Source organism: Ureibacillus sp. FSL E2-3493 (assembly GCF_038077515.1).
GTDB classification, from domain to species: domain Bacteria; phylum Bacillota; class Bacilli; order Bacillales_A; family Planococcaceae; genus Ureibacillus; species Ureibacillus halotolerans.
Genome location: NZ_JBBOPK010000001.1, coordinates 3,601,640 through 3,624,718 on the forward strand (window position 1 = coordinate 3,601,640; position 23,079 = coordinate 3,624,718).

The 23,079-nt window shown below is 35.2% G+C and carries 25 protein-coding genes; 4 read left to right on the forward strand and 21 right to left on the reverse strand.

Features of this window, described 5'->3' with window-relative positions; genetic code table 11:
- Positions 1-153: 153 nt before the first annotated feature.
- From dnaB to rpsF, 7 genes are all read right to left on the reverse strand, one after another.
- Complete coding sequence (gene dnaB / locus MHH69_RS18500; protein WP_122972066.1) at positions 154-1,512, reverse strand: replicative DNA helicase; 1,359 nt, start codon at positions 1,510-1,512, stop codon at positions 154-156.
- Positions 1,513-1,524: 12 nt separating this feature from the next.
- On the reverse strand, positions 1,525-1,971 hold the full coding sequence (gene rplI, locus MHH69_RS18505; protein WP_122972065.1) for a 50S ribosomal protein L9: 447 nt from the start codon (positions 1,969-1,971) through the stop codon (positions 1,525-1,527).
- Complete coding sequence (locus tag MHH69_RS18510; RefSeq protein WP_122972064.1) at positions 1,968-3,941, reverse strand: DHH family phosphoesterase; 1,974 nt, start codon at positions 3,939-3,941, stop codon at positions 1,968-1,970. The genes rplI and MHH69_RS18510 overlap by 4 nt, the downstream gene beginning before the upstream one ends.
- 12 nt (positions 3,942-3,953) lie before the next feature.
- A complete protein-coding gene (locus MHH69_RS18515; protein ID WP_122972063.1) occupies positions 3,954-4,898 on the reverse strand; it encodes a YybS family protein in 945 nt (314 codons plus the stop codon).
- A 264-nt stretch (positions 4,899-5,162) separates the two neighbouring features.
- Positions 5,163-5,399: a 30S ribosomal protein S18 gene (rpsR, locus tag MHH69_RS18520; protein ID WP_122972062.1), complete on the reverse strand. Its 237-nt coding sequence runs from the start codon at positions 5,397-5,399 to the stop codon at positions 5,163-5,165.
- Positions 5,400-5,434: 35 nt separating this feature from the next.
- Positions 5,435-6,001 carry a single-stranded DNA-binding protein gene (gene ssb, locus MHH69_RS18525; RefSeq protein WP_122972061.1) on the reverse strand — a complete coding sequence of 189 codons (567 nt, stop codon included), beginning with the start codon at positions 5,999-6,001 and terminating at the stop codon, positions 5,435-5,437.
- A 47-nt stretch (positions 6,002-6,048) separates the two neighbouring features.
- Positions 6,049-6,336, reverse strand: coding sequence for a 30S ribosomal protein S6 (gene rpsF / locus MHH69_RS18530; RefSeq protein ID WP_122972060.1), 288 nt, complete (start codon positions 6,334-6,336; stop codon positions 6,049-6,051).
- Between the two features lie 174 nt (positions 6,337-6,510).
- Between rpsF and MHH69_RS18535 the strand changes: the two genes are divergently transcribed.
- Both MHH69_RS18535 and MHH69_RS18540 read left to right on the forward strand, forming a co-directional pair.
- Positions 6,511-7,044, forward strand: coding sequence for a DUF3267 domain-containing protein (locus MHH69_RS18535; protein ID WP_122972059.1), 534 nt, complete (start codon positions 6,511-6,513; stop codon positions 7,042-7,044).
- Between the two features lie 13 nt (positions 7,045-7,057).
- On the forward strand, positions 7,058-7,618 hold the full coding sequence (locus tag MHH69_RS18540) for a hypothetical protein (protein ID WP_341362905.1): 561 nt from the start codon (positions 7,058-7,060) through the stop codon (positions 7,616-7,618).
- A gap of 36 nt (positions 7,619-7,654) precedes the next feature.
- On the opposite strand, the gene ychF is transcribed toward MHH69_RS18540, so the two are convergent.
- From ychF to MHH69_RS18555, 3 genes are all read right to left on the reverse strand, one after another.
- Positions 7,655-8,755, reverse strand: a complete 1,101-nt coding sequence (gene ychF, locus MHH69_RS18545; protein WP_122972057.1) for a redox-regulated ATPase YchF — start codon at positions 8,753-8,755, stop codon at positions 7,655-7,657.
- Between the two features lie 110 nt (positions 8,756-8,865).
- Positions 8,866-9,066, reverse strand: coding sequence for a DUF951 domain-containing protein (locus MHH69_RS18550; RefSeq protein WP_122972056.1), 201 nt, complete (start codon positions 9,064-9,066; stop codon positions 8,866-8,868).
- Entirely contained in the window at positions 9,066-9,980 is a 915-nt protein-coding gene (locus MHH69_RS18555) for a mechanosensitive ion channel family protein (protein ID WP_341362906.1), read from the reverse strand. Before MHH69_RS18555 ends, MHH69_RS18550 begins: the two co-directional genes overlap by 1 nt.
- Positions 9,981-10,094: 114 nt before the next feature.
- On the opposite strand from MHH69_RS18555, the gene yyaC reads away from it, so the two are divergent.
- On the forward strand, positions 10,095-10,724 hold the full coding sequence (gene yyaC, locus MHH69_RS18560) for a spore protease YyaC (protein ID WP_341362907.1): 630 nt from the start codon (positions 10,095-10,097) through the stop codon (positions 10,722-10,724).
- Here the strand turns inward: yyaC and MHH69_RS18565 are convergent.
- The 11 genes from MHH69_RS18565 to rpmH all read right to left on the reverse strand — a co-directional run bounded on the left by MHH69_RS18565 (position 10,641) and on the right by rpmH (position 21,189).
- On the reverse strand, positions 10,641-11,348 hold the full coding sequence (locus MHH69_RS18565) for a DUF554 domain-containing protein (RefSeq protein WP_341362908.1): 708 nt from the start codon (positions 11,346-11,348) through the stop codon (positions 10,641-10,643). The genes yyaC and MHH69_RS18565 overlap by 84 nt on opposite strands.
- A gap of 56 nt (positions 11,349-11,404) precedes the next feature.
- A complete protein-coding gene (locus MHH69_RS18570) occupies positions 11,405-12,265 on the reverse strand; it encodes a ParB/RepB/Spo0J family partition protein (protein ID WP_341362909.1) in 861 nt (286 codons plus the stop codon).
- The gene (locus MHH69_RS18575; RefSeq protein WP_122972099.1) at positions 12,258-13,019 is read right to left on the reverse strand and encodes a ParA family protein; all 762 of its coding nucleotides are present in this window, start codon (positions 13,017-13,019) and stop codon (positions 12,258-12,260) included. Before MHH69_RS18575 ends, MHH69_RS18570 begins: the two co-directional genes overlap by 8 nt.
- A 277-nt stretch (positions 13,020-13,296) precedes the next feature.
- On the reverse strand, positions 13,297-14,184 hold the full coding sequence (gene noc, locus MHH69_RS18580; RefSeq protein WP_122972051.1) for a nucleoid occlusion protein: 888 nt from the start codon (positions 14,182-14,184) through the stop codon (positions 13,297-13,299).
- A gap of 381 nt (positions 14,185-14,565) precedes the next feature.
- On the reverse strand, positions 14,566-15,282 hold the full coding sequence (rsmG, locus tag MHH69_RS18585) for a 16S rRNA (guanine(527)-N(7))-methyltransferase RsmG (RefSeq protein WP_341362910.1): 717 nt from the start codon (positions 15,280-15,282) through the stop codon (positions 14,566-14,568).
- Positions 15,283-15,369: 87 nt separating this feature from the next.
- Positions 15,370-17,265 (reverse strand): tRNA uridine-5-carboxymethylaminomethyl(34) synthesis enzyme MnmG, encoded by a 1,896-nt coding sequence (gene mnmG / locus MHH69_RS18590; protein WP_122972049.1) that lies wholly within the window; start codon positions 17,263-17,265, stop codon positions 15,370-15,372.
- A 27-nt stretch (positions 17,266-17,292) separates the two neighbouring features.
- A complete protein-coding gene (gene mnmE / locus MHH69_RS18595; protein WP_122972048.1) occupies positions 17,293-18,678 on the reverse strand; it encodes a tRNA uridine-5-carboxymethylaminomethyl(34) synthesis GTPase MnmE in 1,386 nt (461 codons plus the stop codon).
- Positions 18,679-18,969: 291 nt separating this feature from the next.
- Positions 18,970-19,701 carry an RNA-binding cell elongation regulator Jag/EloR gene (gene jag, locus MHH69_RS18600; RefSeq protein ID WP_122972047.1) on the reverse strand — a complete coding sequence of 244 codons (732 nt, stop codon included), beginning with the start codon at positions 19,699-19,701 and terminating at the stop codon, positions 18,970-18,972.
- Positions 19,698-20,468: a membrane protein insertase YidC gene (gene yidC, locus MHH69_RS18605; RefSeq protein WP_341362911.1), complete on the reverse strand. Its 771-nt coding sequence runs from the start codon at positions 20,466-20,468 to the stop codon at positions 19,698-19,700. The genes jag and yidC overlap by 4 nt, the downstream gene beginning before the upstream one ends.
- Before the next feature lie 158 nt (positions 20,469-20,626).
- Positions 20,627-20,971: a ribonuclease P protein component gene (rnpA, locus tag MHH69_RS18610; protein WP_122972045.1), complete on the reverse strand. Its 345-nt coding sequence runs from the start codon at positions 20,969-20,971 to the stop codon at positions 20,627-20,629.
- An 83-nt stretch (positions 20,972-21,054) separates the two neighbouring features.
- Positions 21,055-21,189 carry a 50S ribosomal protein L34 gene (gene rpmH / locus MHH69_RS18615; protein ID WP_004233310.1) on the reverse strand — a complete coding sequence of 45 codons (135 nt, stop codon included), beginning with the start codon at positions 21,187-21,189 and terminating at the stop codon, positions 21,055-21,057.
- Positions 21,190-21,719: 530 nt separating this feature from the next.
- Here rpmH and dnaA point away from each other — a divergent pair.
- Complete coding sequence (gene dnaA / locus MHH69_RS18620) at positions 21,720-23,069, forward strand: chromosomal replication initiator protein DnaA (RefSeq protein ID WP_122972044.1); 1,350 nt, start codon at positions 21,720-21,722, stop codon at positions 23,067-23,069.
- Positions 23,070-23,079 lie beyond the last annotated feature (10 nt).

A 23,079-nucleotide genomic window follows, 5' to 3' on the forward strand; every position in this document is an offset into this window, starting at 1 on the left:
TTTACCCACTATTAAAAATTTCATTTTATCAAACAGAACCATTGTAACAGTGACAACTAGTAGAAGTCAATGGAGAATAAGAAAAAACACGAACAAATAGTAAATTAAATTTACTAATTGTTCGTGTTCTGAAATAGATTGATAGATTTTTGATTAAGCATTAACAGGCATAGGATGTTGGGACCAGTCAATGTTAATAAATTTATTAAACTCTTTTTTAAATGCAAGGGTAACAGTACCGGTAGGACCATTACGTTGTTTTGCAATAATAATTTCAATCATATTTTTGTTTTCGGATTCTTTATCATAATAATCATCACGATACAAGAATGCCACGATATCGGCATCTTGCTCAATACTTCCTGATTCACGAATATCACTCATCATTGGGCGTTTATCTTGACGTTGTTCAACACCACGTGATAACTGAGATAGGGCAATTACAGGAACTTTTAATTCACGAGCAAGAGCTTTTAATGAACGAGATATTTCGGAAACTTCTTGTTGACGGTTTTCGCCACTTCGGCCGCTCCCTTGGATTAATTGTAAGTAATCAATTAAGATCATTCCTAATCCATGTTCTTGAGCAAGTCGACGACATTTTGCACGGATTTCATTAATACGTAAACCAGGTGTATCATCAATATAAATACCAGAGTTCGATAAACTACCCATAGCCATCGTTAATTTGCTCCAGTCATCTGCAGTAAGAGCACCGGTACGTAAAGTTTGTGCATCAATATTTCCTTCTGCACAAAGCAAACGCATCACAAGCTGTTCGGCACCCATCTCCAGTGAGAAGATAGCTACGTTCTCACGGGCTTTGATGGCAACATTTTGTGCAATATTTAATGCAAAGGCTGTTTTACCAACGGATGGACGTGCAGCTACGATAATTAAATCATTTCGTTGGAATCCAGCTGTCATACGGTCTAAATCATTAAAGCCGGTAGGAATACCCGTTACATCTCCGTCACGGAATTGTAGCTGTTCGATATTGTCATAGGTTTGAACAAGCACGTCTTTTACATGCTTAAAGTCACCTGCATTTTTACGATTGGCTACTTCCATAACTTTCTTTTCAGCATCTGCTAAAAGGGCCTCTACTTCATCTTCCCGTGTATAACCATCTTCTACGATTTTTGTAGCAACACGAATTAATCGACGTAAGAGCGCCTTTTCTTCTACAATTTTTGCATAGTAGGCAATGTTTGCAGCAGTTGGAACGGCGTTAGCAAGCTCTGTTAAGTAAGAGAGCCCACCTACATCTTCCAGTTCCTTTTTTACTGAAAGTTCTTCTGTAACTGTAACAACATCTATCGCTTTTCCTTGATCACTTAAATCCAACATCGTTTGGAAGATTTTTTTATGGGCAATACGATAAAAATCATCCGGAATTAAAATTTCCGATGCGGTAATTAAGCTTTGTGGTTCAAGAAATATCGCACCGATAACCGATTGTTCAGCTTCATGGTTATGCGGTGGAACGCGGTCCAAAACGGAATCGTTCATAGACATCTCTCCTTATGCCTCTTCAACCACGTGCACTTTTAATGTTGCTTTTACTTCGTGATGTAGTTTAACTGGTACATTTGTATAACCTAATGAACGAATTCCTTCGCTCTCCATTTTACGTTTATCAATTTTAATACCGTGCGTTTTTTGAAGTGCTTCCGCAATTTGTTTTGTTGAAATGGAACCAAAAAGTCTTCCGCCTTCTCCAGCTTTTGCTTTAATTTCAACTTCCATTTTTTCTAGTTGTTCTTTTAAATTTTTTGCCGCTTCTAATTCAGCTGCAGCATTTTTTTCTTCTAGTTTCTTTTGTCCTTCCAATTGGCTCATTGCTTGTTTAGTCGCTTCTACAGCATAGCCATTTTTAATTAAGAAGTTGTGTGCATATCCATCTGCAACGTTTTTTACTTCCCCTTTTTTCCCTTTACCTTTAACGTCTTTTAGAAATACTACTTTCATTCTTCATTACTCCCTTCCAATGTCTCTATAATTGCATTCCTTAATAGCATGACTGCTTCATCGATCGTTTCTGCATCAATTTGACAAGCGGCATTTGTTAAATGACCGCCACCGCCGAGGTTTTCCATCACTAGCTGAACGTTAATATCGCCTAGCGAGCGCGCGCTAATGCCAATTAAACCATCTGAACGATGGGCAATAACAAAGGATGCCGATACATCTTTCATTGTTAATAAAATATCTGCCGTTTGCGCAATTAAAACCGAATCGTATTGTTTATTTCTTTCTCCGCATGCTACTGCAACACCTGGATGTATAAATTCTACTGTCTGTATAATTTTTGAACGTTCAATATACGTATCGATATCTTCTTTCAATAATTGTTGAACAAGAATCGTGTCTGCACCATATGTTCTTAAATAAGATGCTGCTTCAAAGGTACGAGCTCCTGTACGTAATGTGAAACTTTTTGTATCAACAATAATTCCTGACAAAAGGGAAGTAGCTTCAAGTTTTGTCAGTTTTTCGTCTTCAGGTTGGTACTCTAATAACTCGGTTACTAATTCAGCTGTAGAGGAAGCATATGGTTCCATATATACTAACGTTGGATTTTGAATAAATTCTTCCCCTCGTCTATGGTGATCGATGACAACAACTTTTTCCGAGTTATTTAATAAACGATCATCAATAACGAGACTCGGTTTATGAGTATCTACAACAATGACTAACGATTTCTCTGTCATGGTAGAAAGGGCTTCATCCGGTGTGATGAAATACTTATATAAATCAGAGTTTTCCTCGATTTCATCCATCAAACGGCTAACGCTCCCATTAAGCTCATCGAAATCAAGTACGACAAAACCATCTACTTTATTTTTTTGAGCCATTTTTCGAACACCGATTGCCGCTCCGATTGCATCCATATCAGGATTTTTATGTCCCATCACGAACACTTGATCACTTTCAATGATTAAGTCTTGTAACGCATGGGATATTACGCGTGCCCGCACTCTAGTTCGTTTCTCTACGGGGTTTGTTTTTCCGCCGTAAAATTTAAGTTTTCCGTTAGGATGTTTAATAGCAACTTGGTCACCACCACGACCTAACACTAAATCTAAACTGGATTGAGCTAATTCTCCAAGTTTAATAAGGGACGAGGAGCCAGCTCCAACCCCGATACTTAACGTAAGAGATAAGTTTTTCTGTGCTGTCTTTTCGCGAATGTCATCTAAAATAGAGAACTTTTTCTTCTCTAATTCACTTAAAATCGATTCATTTAAAACAGCTAAAAAACGGTCCGATGATATACGTCTTGCAAATATACCGTGTTCAAAAGCCCAATCATTAATAATCGATGTGACAACCGTATTCGTTAAACTACGTGATTGGTCATCCATTCCTTGCGTTATTTCATCATAATTATCTATAAAAAGAATCGCGATTACTGTGCGATCTGCATAATATTGAGATTGGATCTCTAATTGCTCTGTGACGTCAAAGAAATAGAGCAGTCTTTCTTCTTGTTTATAAACCACTTTATATTTCCGATCATCAATCGTTACTGTCTGTTCCCGTTTTTCATCTGATTTTGTAAGATTATATAAATCATCGGAGAGAACAAACATTTCTTCTCCTATTAATGTACCATCATCTACAATTTCAGACATATAGGGGTTCGCCCATTCAATGATAAACTTTTCGTTCACAAGCAATATCCCTATTGGCATTTCAAGTAAGGCTTCTGAACCTACTTTTTTCATTCGGAACGACAGAGACTCTATATGCTTTTCTGTATGCTCAAAGGTAATTTTTTCAAATCGCCACGCATATATTAACCCGATGGTTGAGACTAGTGCATAGGCTATCCCTGCCCAAACATGCCAAAAGAGCAATAGAATAGAACCTAATAAGCCAATCATCGTTAGATACATAAGAGGATGTCGAATAATTCGCTTCCTATAAGTATCCATTTTACCAGCTCCCTACTTCTGAATCTTACCTTTGAAGAATGACCGAATGTCAAAACCTAAATCAACAATTCCTATTAAAACAAAGAATGAATAAAAGGGAATTGCCATTATCGTAACCAGCACTTTTAAAAAGCTCGGAGAACCGTATGCATCCAAGCAAAAGTGTACAAATGAAATACCTTGTAACGTTAATAGTAGCCATAAAACTACTGAAAAATTTAAACAAATCACAAAAAGTGCTGTACCTGCTTCTGGGGAGATAAATAAATTAATCGTTAGTACGATTAAGTAATACCATAATACAGCCTTTGGCAAACGCATATTTTTAAATGCACTAAATTTCGGTACATTTACCCCAAATCGTTTTAACAACGGTAAATTAGTCGTTATGACAATAAAGGCTAAAAGAAAGACAGCTATTGTAATCGAAGCAGGGATGGTTGTTTCCATCGTATCAAACAAGACATTCATCAGTTCAGCATTCATTGCTGATTGTTGTCCAGTTAAACTTTCTGATAACGTCATTGCTTGAGAATAACTTTCCCGCATAAGTTTCAATGACTCTTTAATAATGTCTGTTTCGAGCAACTTTAATGAAATAAGATATTCTATAGCTAAAGTAATTAAAATTGTTACCCCAGTGGACATCAATAAAAATACTTTACTTTTCTTTAAGCGTAGCGCATCACCCATTACAACACCTATAGCTGCAAAGATGAAAGAGAACGGTAAAATAATTAATCCTCCAAAAAAGAAGGAAATAATACATCCTAATACCGCTACTAAAATGGAAGAGCTTCGATTATATTTTGCACTATACCAAGCTATCGGAAGTGGTGCAAATAGACTGGCAATGAGGCTAATCATGGGTACGTAAAAGGCTATTGCAATTAATATTGTAAATAGCGCGATCATCATTGCTCCATGTGCGAGCCTTTTAGTTTGATTATTCGGCATTTATAACCTTCCTTTTATGAAATCAAATAATCCTGTTCATTCGTATATTGTATCATCTTTTTAGCTATTGGACAAAAATGCAGAAAGACGTTAAAAGTCTTAATATACTAAATTATTCAATAGGCGTCTAACAATTGCCAAATTCATCATATTAATAAAAATTACATATATTCATTACAAAAAAAGTCGACAAAACCAAATTACGATTTTGTCGACTTTTTTGATTATCATCCATTCTTACCTTTGTAAGAATTAAATTTAATCTTATTTATCTTCAGCTACGAATGGAAGTAGTGCCATAATACGAGCACGTTTAATAGCTGATGTTAATTTACGTTGGTATTTTGCACTTGTACCAGTTACGCGACGTGGAAGAATTTTACCACGTTCAGAAATGAACTTTTTAAGTAGATCTACATCTTTGTAGTCGATGTGCGTAATATTGTTAGAAGTGAAGTAACAAACTTTACGGCGTTTGCGGCCTCCGCGACGTTGTGCCATTTCGATGTTCCTCCTTTTTTAGTTTTTTGTCTCTATTAGAACGGTAAATCGTCTTCAGAAACTTCAATTGGACCTTTGCTCGACGCAAATGGGTCCTCATCTACACGTGTATAGTTTTGCTGATTCCCAGAAGGTTGAGCTTGTGGGTATGAAGCAAATGGATCTTGCTCCGCGCTTCCAAATTGTTGGTTTGGTTGGCTTGTACTATATGCAGGTTGGTTCCCTCCATATTGTGGTCGCCCTCCGTACTGTTGATTTGGCATACCAGCTCCACCACCAGTGTTTCGCGGTTCTAAAAATTGTACCGAATCCGCTACAACATCTGTTGTGTAAACACGTTTTCCATCTTGACCTTCGAAGCTACCTGTTTGAATACGACCTTCAACACCAATCAAACTTCCTTTTTTCATGAAGTTTGCTAAGTTTTCGGCCTGTTTTCGCCAAGCAATACATCCGATAAAGTCTGCTTCACGTTCACCTTGTTGGTTCGAAAATGTTCTATTTACAGCGATTGTAAAACGAGTCATTGGAACGCCACTCGGTGTGTAGCGAAGCTCTGGATCTTTCGTTAGTCTTCCAACTAATACGACACGGTTTATCACAATTTCAACCTCCTTTTCAGCATTTTAGTTAAAGTTAAATGTTAAAATTATTCTTCTTCACGAACAGCCATGTGACGAATAATGTCTTCGCTAATGTTCGCTAAACGAGTGAACTCGTTAATAGCTTCTGAACCAGCGTTCGCTTTTACGATTTGGTAGTAACCTTCACGGAAGTCGTTGATTTCATAAGCTAAGCGGCGTTTGCCCCACTCTTTAGACTCGATGATTTCAGCGCCATTTGAAGTTAAAACTTCGTTGAAGCGTTCTACTAATGCTTTTTTCGCTTCGTCTTCAATGTTCGGACGAACGATGTACATTATTTCATACTTTTTCATTATTTTGCACCTCCTTATGGACTTGGGCTCTCCTTTATGAAGAGAGCAAGGAGTAAGTATTATATACTCACATCTGAGAATTGTACCACACTTCAAGTGTTCATGCAACAAATATAAATACTTCCAAATTAAGATTTGAACCATTTATAATGGTAGCTAGAGAGGAGAGGTGACATGTCTGAACCAAAAATAATCGAGCTTGATATGAAAGCGATAACGAAAATGAATTTATGGTTAACGTTCCTTTTGTGTGTTGTATTTTTCATTGGAAATAGTTATATTCATCAACAATTTGAATTTACTTTTACCTTTTTTGACTTTTTTCTTTTTATAATTTACTACATTGCCCTTATTGTCCTTCATGAAATTTTTCATTTGATAGGATTTATGATTTTTGGGAAAGTCCCATTTAAACAGCTAGATTATGGTGTTAATTTAAAACTTGGCATCGCCTATGCTACAACGTCTGTTCCTTTGAAAAATAATGCAATGAAAAAAGCGTTATTGTTACCTTTTTGGACAACAGGTGTCATTCCTACACTAATCGGTTTTTACTTTAACTCTTCTATGTTTGTTCTACTAGGAGCTATACTCATAGCTGGGGCAGTAGGTGATTTTTATATGTATAAGGAATTACGTAACTTCCCAAAGGATGCTTTAATAAAAGATGATCCAAAACTTCCAAGACTTTATGTATATAAAGATTAATTAGAGGTGAACTATGTCAAATAATATAAAAATCGTTTCATTAAATGAACAAAAAATTATGAAACATACAATCATTTTAACGGTTATTCTAAGTATTTTATTTGTAGTTTTAAATTATGTAATACATAAAGACTTTTCTCCGAGCATACTAGGTTTTATCCTTGGAGTAGTAATCTATCTTGTCGTTTCTCTACTTTTAGTTGTCATCAATGAAATTCTAAATCTATTAGGCTATCGATATCGTTGTAAAGTTGCACCTGAGTCATTATCTTTATCGATTCATCCTGAGAAAGGATTAGTTTATTCAAAAACAACAGAAAAAATTAAAAATGCCCAGTACCAGTCGATATTTCTAACTTCCTTCTCTTTTACTGGGATTATTCCATTGGCTATTGGATTTGCAATTGGGAGCTATCCACTATTACTTGCCAGTGCTTCTTTTATAGCAGGAGGATTAGCTAATTTTGTTGGTATTTATAAATTACGACATTTCCCAGATGATGCATTAGTAAAAGATCAACCTGATCAATTTAGTGTTTATGTTTATTTAGAAGACGAAAAACAGGAGTCCTAATTTGGACTCCTGTTTTCTATTGAAACTCTAATGTGATTATACGTTAAAACGGAATAGCATAACATCGCCATCTTGTACGACGTAATCTTTACCTTCTAAACGTACTTTTCCAGCTTCTTTTGCCGCTGCCATTGAACCAGCTGCCACTAAATCCTCGTAAGCTACTGTTTCCGCACGAATAAATCCGCGCTCAAAGTCTGAATGGATGATACCTGCACATTGTGGAGCTTTCATTCCTTTACGGAAAGTCCATGCACGTACTTCTTGCACTCCTGCAGTAAAGTATGTTGCTAACCCTAATAAATCATAGGAAGCACGAATTAATTGATCTAAACCAGACTCTTCAATTCCTAATTCTTCTAGGAACATCGCCTTTTCTTCATCATCCAACTCTGAAATTTCTTCTTCGATCTTAGCACAAATGGTAATAACTTGCGCCCCTTCAGCGTTTGCAAACTCACGTACTTGTTGCACGTATTGGTTATTTGCTGCATCTGCTACTTCATCTTCTGATACATTGGCTACATAAAGCATTGGTTTAATCGTTAAAAGGTGAAGTCCTTTTATAATTTTTAATTCATCGTCCGTTAAATCAACAGAACGTGCTGGTTTTTCCTTTTCTAACGCTTCTTTAATTTTAGTTAAAACGGGTTCTTCAATTAAAGCTTCCTTATCTTTTTGCTTCGCCATTTTACTAACCCGTTGTAGACGTTTTTCTACCGATTCCATATCAGCTAAAATTAATTCTAAATTAATGACTTCAATGTCATCAATCGGATTTACTGATCCAGAAACGTGTGTAATATTTTCATCTTCAAAACAACGGACAACTTGGCAAATTGCATCTACTTCACGGATGTGGGATAAAAACTTATTTCCTAACCCTTCTCCTTTGGATGCTCCTTTTACAATTCCTGCAATGTCCGTAAATTCAAATGCAGTCGGAACGGTTTTTTTCGGTTCTACTAGCTCCGTTAATTTATCTAAACGGGCATCAGGCACTTCTACTACTCCTACGTTTGGATCGATAGTTGCGAATGGATAGTTTGCTGCTAAAGCACCCGCTTTTGTAATTGCGTTAAATAATGTAGATTTCCCTACGTTCGGTAAACCTACGATACCAGCTGTTAAAGACATTCGGTTGACACGACCTTTCTTATATCAATTATTTCAATTTACTGTTCTTCGTTTTTGAAACCAAAGTTTATTATATGGATAAGTAGTGAAAAAGTCTATTTCGCTAAAAATTACTCTTCACTTGCTTTCTCTAATATTTTTTTCATTTTCTTGCTAAAGTCACGGCGAGGAATCATTACACTATGGCCACAACCTTGGCATTTGATTCGTATATCTGCCCCCATACGAATGACTTTCCATGCATTTGTTCCGCATGGATGTTGCTTCTTCATTTCTACAATATCATGCAGTCCAAATTCTTTTGTCTCCATTATTCCTCATCTCCTTCTGACGACTCTTTATACCAACGATCATAAAGCATCATTTTCGGATATGCCATTGGAATTCCATTTTTCTCTAAAATTTCTTTTACATCCCGGCGAATGACACGGGCAATTGTATAGTGTTGTAAAGGCTTAGTTTCTGCAATAATACGAATCGTCACTTCCGTACCTACCACATTTTGAACACCTAAAAATGATGGAACATCCACTAATTCTTCAAATTTTGAAGGCAACGTTTCTAAATAAGCTGTTAATAATTTTTCTACTTTCTCTATATCTGCATCTATAGCAACTTGCATATCAATAATCGCTTTCGAATTATTTACAGAGTAGTTAACAACATCTAAAATTTGACCGTTAGGGATGATAAATAGCTCACCCGTAATACCTAAAATTTTCGTTGTTCTTAACCCTATCTCGGTTACTGTACCTTCTGAATTGTTTAATCGGATATAATCTCCTACACCAAACTGATCTTCAAGAATAATGAAGAACCCTGTAATAATATCCTTTACTAAACTTTGAGCGCCAAAACCAATGGCTAAGCCTGCAATCCCTGCCCCAGCCAGTAACCCCCCAATATTAATGTTAACTGCTGATAAAATTGCTATCATTGCCGAGAAATACACTAAATAAGACAATGTACTATGCAATAATTTTATAATCGTTTGTTGACGTCTTTCAGTCTGGTTAATCGGTGTTTTCAGTTTTAAAGTAAAAATACGCGTTATAATTTTTTTTCCTATAAAAATGACTATATAAGATATTACAAGAATCATGACAATTTTTATAGAGGCACTTACTATAAAATCCCACAATTCATCACTCGTAAAATAATCCCAAGTTTTTTCCGCCATTTTAGCTAACCCTTTTGCTTCTTTTTCAATTGCATCTGCAGCCATTTTTCCACTCCTTGTATAACTAACTAAAAATTTGAATATACTTCAATACAATATAGGAAAATTTCTACCATTAAGGTAAATGATTATTAATTCAAAAGAAAGCGAGAATTGCTTATGCAAAAAATGCTAAATGATCCGTTAAAATCATTCGTCCATCATGAACAAACTGGTGCACTATGGCAATTAAGTGACTTATTTTTAAATTATATCCCATTCGATCAAGAAATAATTTTTTGTTGTATCGGTACAGACCGGTCAACTGGGGATGCTTTAGGTCCATTAACTGGTAGTTTTCTATCCAGTTTTCATTCATTTCCCTTTGAAGTCATTGGCACATTGGAAAATCCGTTACATGCAATCAATTTAGCATCAACAATGGAAGAAATAAAACAAAAACCCTCAACACCATTCATTGTGGCAATTGATGCTTGTTTAGGTAACGAACAAAACATTGGCCATATTATCGTCCATGAAGGGCCGTTATTTCCGGGGAAAGCAGTAAAGAAAGAATTACCTCCAATTGGAGACATCTCGATTAAAGGAATCGTTAATGTTGGAGGATTTATGGAAATGCTCGTTTTACAAAATACTCGATTAAATACTACGTATGCAATGAGCAATAAAATTGCACGTGCAATATTGCTTGCATATCAGCGTCATCTATTGAAAAAGAAACATGACCGTAACGACCAAGCCGACTATAACGATTCCCGGCAGCAAATTGGCTACTCGAACCTTCGTTAGACCAGCTATATTTAATCCGATTGCCATAATCATTACACCGCCAGTTGCTGTCATTTCTTGAATAAACAGGTTTAACGCTGCTTCTGGTATATACTCACTTATAAATTTCGCAAATAATGTAATGATACCTTCATAAAAAAGGACAGGGATTGCAGAGATTAATACCCCTATCCCTAGGGTAGAAGATAATACAATTGCAGTAAAGCCATCAATAATCCCTTTCGTTATAAGGACCGAATGATCATTTCTTATCCCACTATCTAATGCACCTAATATACCCATTGATCCAATGATAAAAATCAACGTAGCATTTACAAATCCTTCGGCAATCCCTTTTTCTGATGATTTATTGCCGATTTTATTTTCCATCCATTTTCCTAAATGGAATAGCTTTTTATCTAAATCAATCCATTCTCCGATGACGGCACCAATGACAAGACTAATAATCACGATGATAAAATTACTCGTTTTAAATCCCATTTGGATTCCTAATAACGTAACCGCTAAGCCTATACCCATTAAAACAGTGCTTTTCATATTATCAGAAATGTTTTTAAAAAATCGGCCGATAATTGAGCCGACTACTATTAATAGTACATTGATGAATGTCCCTAGAAGTACCATTGACTAACCTCTTCTCAGAAAAAAGAGCGCCGGAAATTTGGCGCTCACAACTTTTCCTATTCCTGTTCTAGTTGTAAAATTTCTAAAATACGCTCTAAATCATCTTCAGAATAAAATTCAATTTCGATTTTCCCTTTATTCTTTGATTTTCTAATTTGTACATTCGTTCCAAAATATTCTCGTAACTGAGTTTCCGTTGCTTGAACGAAAATATCCTTTTTCTTAGGCTTTTCTGTTTCACGTGAAACTTCTTCATTAAGTTGTTTAATATAAACTTCTAATTGACGTACATTTAAAGCTTGTTTAATAACTTTGTTTGCCACTTCAGGAATTCTTCTTTTATTTTTTAAACCGAGTAATGTCCGTCCGTGTCCCATTGATAATTGACCGTTATTTACTAACTCTCTTACCTCTTCTGGTAATTGCAATAAGCGTAAATGGTTCGTAATGTATGGTCGACTTTTCCCTAAACGTTTCGCAAGTTCTTCTTGAGTAAAGTTTAGTTTTTTAATTAAACTTTCGTAAGCCTCAGCCTCTTCAATAGGTGTTAAGTCTTCCCGTTGAAGATTTTCTAAAATGGCTAGTTCCATCATTTGTTCTTCCGTAAGGTCTTTTACGATGGCTGGAATTTCCTCTAAGTTAGCTAATTTCGCAGCACGGAAGCGTCTTTCACCGACAACAATTTCATATTTTTTTCCCTTTTTCCGAACAACAATCGGTTGAATTATCCCATGTTCACTAATCGATTGAGCTAATTCTTCAATAGCTTCATCATCAAATAGTTTACGAGGTTGAAAAGGGTTAGCGACAAGTTTCTGTAATGCGATCTTTTCAATTTGCTCTTCGTTTGGTTGTAAATGTTCTAATGTTTCAGTAGGAAATAACGCACCAATTCCTTTTCCTAATCCTCTAGCCATTTTTAATCACTTCCCTTGCTAACTCTAAATAGACTTCAGCACCTCTTGATTTTGAATCGTAAATAATAATCGGTTCTCCATGGCTTGGTGCCTCACTTAAACGAACGTTTCGGGGAATAATTGTTTTATACACTTTATCTTGGAAGTATTTCTTTACTTCTTCGATAACTTGTATACCTAAATTTGTACGAGCATCTAACATCGTTAAAAGAACACCATCAATATATAACTGTTGATTTAAATGTTTTTGAACGAGACGTACTGTTGATAGTAATTGACTCAACCCTTCTAGGGCGTAATATTCACATTGAACCGGAATAATGACGGCATCAGATGCGGTTAAAGCATTAATTGTCAACAAACCTAATGAAGGTGGACAATCGATAATAATATAATCGTATTGCTCTTTTACATTTTGTAAGGCATGTTTTAATCTTACCTCACGAGAAATAGTTGAAACGAGTTCAATTTCAGCCCCTGCAAGGGAAATAGTTGCTGGAACGACATATAAATTTTCAACTTTTGATTGTTGGACGACGTTAACGACTTCTTCATCATCGATTAATACATCATAGATACAGCTTTGAATTTCACCTTTATTTATACCAACTCCACTTGTAGCATTACCTTGTGGATCAATGTCTATTAAAAGTACCTTTTTCCCTAAATAAGCAAGACAAGCGCTCAAATTTACAGATGTTGTAGTTTTTCCTACACCACCCTTTTGGTTCGTAATGGCAATAATTCTTCCCAAGCCTTTTGCACCTGCTTTCATCAATCAATTTATTAAAAAATCAACTACACTTAAGCGTCCTCAAACGCATGAAATTAAAATAAGATAAATAGGTATTTCTATTTTATCAAATTTATATAATAGATGTATGACATTCTAAAAACATATTGTATAAATTTTATAGAAAAAGGGGCATCTCAAAAATGAGATACCTCCTTTAATGTTAAATATGAAGTAATGACATATCACTATAACCTAAATTGGGAAGCCAAAAATGATCTATTGAAATACTTGAAACTTATTTTTTCTTTGGTATTTTCACAGTAATTTGGTAGTAATCTTCTGTATCTTCCTCTTCCGTTTTCACATTAATACCACTTTTCGTTACCATCGAAAGAGATTGTTTAATCGTATTTAAGGCAATTCGAATATCTTTACTTATCGCTTTTCGTTTCGGTTTTTCTTTTTTTACTTCTTCTTTTGGTTGACTAAGTTGCTGAATATATTCTTCTAATTGGCGTACATTCCAATCATTTTCTTTTATCAAAGTAACTAATTCAGATTGCAATTCTTCTTCTTTAATGGAGATCATAGCCCGGGCATGTCTTTCCGTTATCTCTCTCTTTAAAATTGCTTCTTGTACAAATTGGGGTAGTTTTAATAAACGTAATTTATTAGCGACCGTTGATTGACCTTTCCCTAAACGTTGAGCAAGTGCTTCTTGAGTTAGTGAATGAAGTTCGAGCAATTGCTGATAAGCTAATGCTTCTTCAATTGCTGTTAGTTCTTCTCGTTGAAGATTCTCAATTAAAGCAATAGAAGCGGTTTCTTTATCACTTAAATTACGAACAATTGCAGGTACTTCAGTCCAATTTAGTTTTTTCATTGCTCGGTAACGACGTTCACCCGCAATAATTTCATAGCGATCGTCTTCATAACTTCGTACAACGATCGGTTGAATTACACCGTGGGTATGGATTGTTCTTGATAATTCTTCAATTTTTTCTTCATCAAAAACCGTACGAGGTTGGAACCGATTTGGAATAATCTTATCAATTGGGATTTTTACTACTTCTTCTGCAGCCTTATTCTTATCATCTTGTGCTACTACTTGTTCTACTTCATTTTTTTCTTCAGAAACAGTTTTTTCGCCGCCTCCGAAAAAACGTGAAAAAGGACTTTTCATTCAATAGGCACCACCTTTTAGAAACTATCTTGTTCGATACTCATTATAAATATTATTTATTATTATTTATAAAATGTACAGAGTCTGATAGATGTAAAAATCTATTAAATTAACATAAATATAAAATATGTATGCTTCAAGATGCAAAATTATATCTAAAAATTTGTGACAAATAAAAGTTTTCTAATAAAAGAAAGAAAAAAACACATACAAAATCTATTATTATCCATAAAGACTAAATGTTTCATGTGGAACATTTGTTAAATTAATAGAAACACAACTCTTTTATTCTAATAAAAATTTTCATACTTATAAAATTAAATTGCCTATTAGCCGCTTATACATAACTTCCAATAGATCGCGGCTAATAAAACAAATTTTTTATACGATTGGTGTTTTATTTGGAACGCCCGGTTTACGAGGGTATTTTTTAGGTGTGTGCTTCACTTTATCAAACACATATAAAGTCCGTTCACTCTCTTCAATCGGTAAAGTATAGGCAAATTCTTCTTTTAAAGATCCACCCAATGTAGTAATTGCCTTTTTCGCATCTTTCAGCTCTTCAGGTCCTGCCGCAGCCTTTAATGCAACAAAATAACCTCCCTGTTTAACAAGCGGGAAGCAAAGTTCGGATAATACAGCTAGTCTCGCTACAGCACGAGCTGTTACGACCTCAAACTTTTCACGGTATGATGCATTTTGTCCAAATTCTTCAGCACGAGCATGCACGAACTCCACATGATCTAATTGTAATTGTTCACTTAAATGATTTAAAAATGTAATACGTTTATTTAAAGAATCAACAATTGTTACATGTAAATGAGGGAAACATATTTTGATTGGTAAGCTTGGAAAGCCCGCACCTGCACCTACATCACAAACAGATTGTACTTTCGTAAAATCAAAGTAAAAACTTGCACTAATGGAATCATAGAAATGCTTTAAATAGACGCCTTCAACATCCGTGATTGCCGTTAAATTCATTTTTTCATTCCACTCAACGAGTAGTTCAAAATATTTTTTAAACTGAGCGATTTGTTGATCACTAAGTTCAATCCCCTTATTTTTTAATGCTTCAATAAATTGTTGTTCGTTCATATGGATCTCCTTTATTTGAGAATGGATGCTTATTTACAAAAGAAGGAGCGTCCGAGAAAAGTTGGTACTCGAACGCTCATTGAACAATTATTCGTTACTTACTCGCGCAATCTTCCCTTGTTCAATATAAACAAGCAAAATTGAAATATCTGCAGGATTAACACCTGAAATACGAGAAGCTTGTGCAATTGATAATGGACGTACTTCTTTTAATTTTTCCCGTGCTTCTGTAGCTAAACTAGAAATATCATCATAATCAATATCTTCTGGTATTTTTTTACCTTCCATTTTATGGAGTTTTTCAACTTGATTTAACGCTTTTTGAATATATCCTTCATATTTCAATTGAACTTCAATTTGTTCTTTTACTTCTTCACTTAATTCAAGACCAGATGGAGTTAATGAAGCGACTAAATCGTATGTCATTTCAGTTCGTTTCACTAAATCCGAAGCCCGAATCCCATCTTTTAATTCTGTTCCACCAACAGAGCGGATGACAGCTTGTGTTGTTTCATTTGGTTTAATAATAACTTCACGAAGGCGAGCAATCTCTGTTTCGATTTGTTCTTTTTTCTTCGTAAATTTCGCAAAACGTTCTTCTGAAATTAAGCCTAATTTATATCCAAGTTCAGTTAAACGTAAATCCGCATTATCATGACGAAGTAATAAACGATATTCTGCTCGAGATGTTAATAAACGATACGGTTCATTTGTTCCTTTTGTTACTAAATCATCAATTAAAACACCGATGTAAGCATCTGAACGTTTTAAAATAACTTCTTCTTTTCCTAAAACTTTAGCAGCGGCATTAATACCTGCCATTAACCCTTGACCAGCAGCTTCTTCATATCCACTAGTACCGTTAATTTGACCAGCTGTATAAAGATTTTTAATGCGTTTTGTTTCTAATGTTGGCCATAATTGCGTTGGTACAATCGCATCGTATTCAATTGCATAACCAGCACGCATCATTTCTGCTTTTTCTAACCCAGGAATTGTTTGTAACATTTTCCGTTGAATATGTTCTGGTAAACTTGTTGACAAACCTTGTACGTAAACTTCTTGAGTATCACGGCCCTCTGGTTCTAAAAAGAGTTGATGACGCGGTTTATCGTTAAAGCGAACAATTTTCGTTTCAATTGATGGGCAATAACGTGGTCCTGTACCTGTAATCGCACCAGTATACATTGGTGCTTTGTCAAGGTTATCATTAATAATTTGATGTGTTTCAGGACTTGTATACGTTAACCAACAAGGAATTTGATCCATGATGAATTCAGTTGTTTCAAAACTAAATGCACGTGGCACATCATCCCCAGGTTGAATTTCGGTTTTACTATAATCAATCGTTTTACTGTCTACACGTGGTGGTGTACCCGTTTTAAAACGAACCATTTCAAAGCCAAGGTCGCGCAAATTATCCGCTAATTTTATGGATGGTTGTTGATTGTTTGGCCCACTTGAATATTTTAAGTCCCCAATAATAATTTCACCGCGCAAATACGTACCTGTTGTGACAATAACTGCTTTTGCTCGGTAAATTCCACCTGTCTGTGTAATGACACCGCGAACGACACCATCTTCAACGATTAATTCATCAACAATTGATTGATGAATTGTTAAATTTTCTTCTTCCTCTAATAAACGTTTCATTTCACGTTGGTAAAGAACTTTATCTGCTTGTGCACGTAAAGCACGAACTGCAGGTCCTTTCCCAGTATTTAGCATACGCATTTGGATATGAGTTTTATCAATTACTTTCCCCATCACACCGCCTAATGCGTCTATTTCACGCACAACGATTCCTTTTGCTGGTCCACCAACAGATGGATTACATGGCATAAAGGCAATCATGTCTAAATTAATTGTCACCATAAGTGTTTTCGCACCCATTTTTGCTGCAGCATATGCTGATTCTACACCAGCATGACCTGCACCGATGACAATGACATCATATTGCCCAGCTTCATATGTTGTTGTCATGCCGTCTCTCCCTTTCTTATTTTAAATTTATTTTCCTAAACAGAATTGTGAGAATAGCTGATTAATCAAGCTTTCTTGCACTGTGTCACCGACTATTTCCCCTAATAGTTCCCATGTTTTCGTTACATCAATTTGAATCATGTCAACTGGAACACCGGTATGGGCTGCATCGATCGCATCTTCAATAGTTGATTTTGCTTGATGAAGTAAAGCAATATGGCGCGCATTGGAAACATAAGTTAAATCATTTGCTTCCACTTGCCCTTCAAAGAAAGTCTTGGCAATTGCTTCTTCTAGCTCAATGATTCCTTGTTCTTGTAAAATGGACGTTGTCACAACAGGACGACCGTTGGACAATGCCTTTACTTTTTCCAAATCAATTTGTTGCGGTAAATCTGTTTTATTAACAACGACAATAAAGTCCATATTTTGAATGGTTTCAAACAGACGTTCATCTTCTTCAGATAATGGTTCCGCCGAATTTAAAACAAGTAAAATTAAATCTGCTTCCTTTAATACTTGTCGAGATTTTTCTACCCCTATTCTTTCGACGATATCTTCCGTTTCACGAATCCCTGCAGTATCAACTAGACGCAAAGGTACGCCGCGCACATTGACATACTCTTCTATAATATCACGAGTTGTACCTGCAACATCAGTAACAATTGCTTTATTCTCGTGAATTAAACTATTTAATAATGAAGATTTCCCTACATTAGGTCTACCGAGAATAACCGTAGAAAGCCCTTCACGTAATATTTTCCCCTGAGAAGAAGTTTGTAATAACTTAGCGATTTCATCCCTTACCCATGTACATTTTTCTAAAAGTACTGGAATGGTCATCTCTTCTACATCATCATACTCAGGATAATCTATATTAACCTCTACATGAGCTAATGTCTCAATTAATGCTTGACGTAATTGGCCAATTAATCTTGAAAGTTTACCTTCCATTTGTCCTAAAGCTACATTCATCGCACGATCTGTTTTCGCTCGGATTAAATCCATAACGGCCTCAGCCTGAGATAAATCAATACGTCCATTTAAGAAGGCACGTTTTGTAAATTCACCCGGTTCCGCTAATCTTGCCCCATTTTGTAAAACGAGCTGCAACACACGATTTACCGAAACAATTCCACCATGACAGTTAATTTCAACTACATCCTCACGGGTAAAGGTTTTTGGTGCCCGCATTAACGAAATCATGACTTCTTCTACTACTTCTTCACTTTTTGGTTCAATTAAATAACCATAATGAATCGTATGGGATTTTTCTTCTATTAATTTTTTGCCACTCGGTGACTTGAAAATTTTATCTGCTATTTTAACTGCTTCATCCCCACTTAAACGGACAATAGCAATGGCTCCTTCGCCCATTGGTGTGGATATCGCGGTAATCGTATCATACTCCATTTTAAAATCCTCCTACTAAATCAATTACACTTTTGTGTAATTGATGACCTCACCAAAACGTCATAAGATGAATACTTTTATCTTGTGACAACTATACGAAGTTATCCACATGTGAATAACTGTTACGAACTTCATTTACTAACAATTTAGAGTAACATATTTTATTGAATTACGAAAGTAAAGCAAATTTTCCACATGTGGATAAAAAAGATCGTCATTTATTTAAGCATATAAAAAGGAAATAAAAAACGACCTTTTAAAGGCCGTTTTTGTTATTCTAATATGTTTTCATTACTTAACTGGTTCTATTACTAAATGACGATTCGGTTCAGTACCTTCAGAATATGTTTCAATATCAATTCGATTCGCTAATGCATTATGAATGACTTTTCTTTCATAGGAAGGCATCGGCTCTAAAGAAACCTTTTTTCCTGTGCGGATTGCCTTATCAGCCATTCGCTCAGCTAATTGCTCTAAAGCAATTTGACGTCGTTCGCGGTAATTTTCCACATCAAGTTTTACCATTAAGAAAGATTTTGTACTTTTATTTACTACTAATTGGGTTAATTGTTGTAATGCATTTAATGTAGCACCACGTTTTCCAATTAAAAGTGCCGCCTTTTCACTTTCTAATTTAAATAAAATGTTTTTACCTTGAACTTTTCCATCGATCGATAAATCATCAATACCCATTTCAATCGCTATATTTTGTATATATTCTTTCGCAATATCAATTGGGCTTTCTTTTTCACTTTCTACTTCTAATAGCTCTTCTGTTCCAACCGATTGATCCTGCTCCTGTTGTATAACTTCTACTGGAGATTGGGCTTCAACAATTGGTTCTGAATATACTTCATTAACAGTCACACGAACTTCAGCTTTCCGTGCACCAAAACCTAAAAATCCTTTTTTACCTTCTTGTAAAACCTCAACTTCTACTTGATCACGAGTAGTATTAAGTTGTTGTAACGCTAATGAGATCGCTTCTTCTACTGTTGCGCCTAATTGCGTAATTTGTTTCACTTTTTCGCCCCTCCTGTTGTAGCAGGTTCTATTTTCTTTCTATTCCAAGGCTTATAAATAACAAGGTTTTGAATTACTGAGATGATGTTTCCGACAACCCAATATAATGATAATGCAGCTGGTAATACAGCACCAAATATCATAATCATAACTGGCATAATATACATCAACACTTTCATTTGAGGGTTGTCCATAGCAGGTCCAGACATCAATACGACAAATTGGATTAAACCAGCTAAAATCGCTAATACAATACTTGGATCTGCGAGCGGGAAAATAAGAAATGTCCCTAAATCAAAGGCTGGTGTTGCATTCATACGACTAATTGCATGATAGAAACCAATCAAAATAGGCATTTGAATTAACATTGGTAAACATCCTGCCGCAGGATTCACGCCAGAATTTTGCATTAATGCCATCATTTCTTGCTGATACTTTTGTTGAGTAACAGCATCTTTTGAAGCATACTTCCTTTGTAATTCTTTCATTTTTGGTTGGATTTCTTGCATTTTTTTCGAGCTTTTTACTTGTTTAATCGTTAATGGAAGGATGACTAATCGGATTATTATTGTAACAGCAATAATCCCAAGAGCATACGTACCTAATAAATCTGCGAAATACTTAATAACTGATACTAATGGCCAAACGATAAATTCATTCCAAAAGCCTTCGCTTTCAGATGAAATTGGCTGATCAAATTCTGTACAACCAGAAAGCAACAATGCTACTGAAACTAGCGACAGAATCATCCAATGACTTTTCTTCAACCTTCTTCCTCCTAGAATACTATTCAACTTTTTAGCTATTTTACCACGTGTAGCCGCTTACACTCTACAAATTGTTTTAATTCCCTCTATAAATATTGACAATAATTATTTAGTTTTGAAAATTTTATTAATATTTTAAGAGACATTTGTAGAGTTACTTATTTCTTCTTTAATACTTTTGCAATTTTTAGCACATGTTCAATACTCTTTTTTGTTTCATGAAAATCTAATGTGGCCGCCGGGTTTCTGGCGATAATAACATAATCCATATCTTGTCTTATTTCATCTTTTAATTCTAAAAATACTTGTCGAATATATCGTTTAATTTGAACTCTCGTTACAGCTTTCCCAACTTTTTTTCCAACGGATAAACCAATACGAAATTCTGTTTGATCCTCATTCGGCAAACAATAAACAACGAATTGACGATTGGCAAAGGACTTTCCCTTTTTAAATACTTTTTGAAAGTCTTCATTTTTTTTAATTCGCTGGCGCTTTTTCATTTCTTCACCTACTATCGTGATTACTTTCTTTTATTCTTTATTAAAATGAAGAAAAAAAAAGCCACTGAATAGGCTCAGTGGACTTATGCTGATAATACTTTTCTTCCTTTACGACGACGAGCAGCTAATACTTTACGTCCGTTTTTTGTGCTCATACGTGCGCGGAATCCGTGTACTTTACTATGTTTACGTTTTTTTGGTTGATATGTGCGTTTCATTATATATTACACCTCCAAATGAAAGTTAAAGTTTCTATCCTACATACAGACCATAACATTATATATATAAAAGAATTAGATTGTCAATTAAATATTTGACCGACTAGCTTTTAGCAGTTTCTTCTCTAAATAAAAATATCCACAACGAGAGATGATTATTATAAACACTCGTTGTGGATATTTTTTTATTTTAAAATTTTATCCACAATACTTATCGACAAGTTTTTCACAAATTCTATGCTTGTGGATAATACGATGGTGAATAAAATTTAACTGTGTGGATAAGTTTCACCAGCTATTGAAATGACAATCTTTTTTTGTTACGATAAATGTGTTTTCTTTTGTGGACATTTAATTTGGGAAATATTTTATCCACAGATGTTAATAACTTGTGGACAAACTTCAACACAGCTTTTGGATAATAGTTATCCACATGCTGTGATTATGTGTTTAATAGATTTTCTATTATCATATATAAATCTAGTTTATTTATTTGAAATGGAAAATATACATGAAAAGGAGTTAAAAGCTTGGAACATTTAGAAGAATTATGGATGAATGTCCTGGCTCAAGTTGAACAAAAAATTTCAAAACCAAGCTTTGAGACGTGGCTTAAATCGACGAAATTACTTTCTTATAAAGGAAGCAATGTAACTATTGCCGCCCCTAACTCATTTACTCGTGATTGGCTTGAAAATCATTACCTTCATCTAATCGCGGGTATTTTATCTGAACTTACAGGTAAAGACTTGCTAATTAAATTTGTTGTTCAAAAGGATCAGGACGATTATGACAGCCTTGATTTACCTGCTCCGGTAATACAGGCAAATAATAACGATGACCATTCTGAAATGACACCAGGAATGCTCAATCCAAAATATACATTTGATACATTCGTTATTGGCTCGGGGAATCGGTTTGCCCACGCAGCATCTTTAGCCGTTGCAGAAGCACCTGCAAAGGCCTATAACCCGTTCTTTATTTATGGAGGAGTAGGATTAGGCAAAACCCATTTAATGCATGCCATTGGCCACTATGTATTGGAACATAATCCAAATGCGAAGGTCGTTTATTTATCATCAGAAAAATTTACAAATGAATTTATTAACTCGATTCGTGATAACAAAGCAGTAGATTTCCGAAACAAATACCGTAATGTCGATGTATTACTGATTGACGATATTCAATTTTTAGCTGGGAAAGAATCCACTCAAGAAGAGTTTTTCCACACATTCAACACGTTGCATACAGAATCTAAGCAAATTGTTATTTCTAGTGATCGACCGCCAAAAGAAATTCCAACATTAGAAGATCGTCTTCGTTCACGTTTTGAATGGGGGCTTATTACGGATATTACACCGCCAGATTTGGAAACACGTATTGCGATTCTTCGTAAAAAGGCGAAAGCAGACGGACTAGATATACCAAATGAAGTAATGCATTATATTGCAAATCAAATTGATACAAATATTCGGGAGCTGGAAGGTGCACTTATTCGAGTAGTTGCATATTCTTCTTTAGTTAATAAAGATATTTCAACAGAGCTTGCTGCCGAAGCATTGAAAGATATTATTCCAAATTCAAAGCCACGTATGATTTCTATTTTAGATATTCAAACTGCTGTTGGAGAGCACTTCCATATTAAATTAGAGGACTTCTCAGCAAAGAGACGTACAAAATCTATCGCCTTTCCAAGACAGATTGCTATGTATTTATCTCGTGAGTTAACCGATTTTTCTTTGCCAAAAATAGGAGAGGAATTTGGAGGACGGGATCATACAACCGTCATTCATGCTCACGAAAAAATTGCATCTTTATTAAAAGAAGATCAACAACTTCAGCAAGATATTAAACAAATTCGTAGTATGTTAGGGAAATAATAATGTGGAT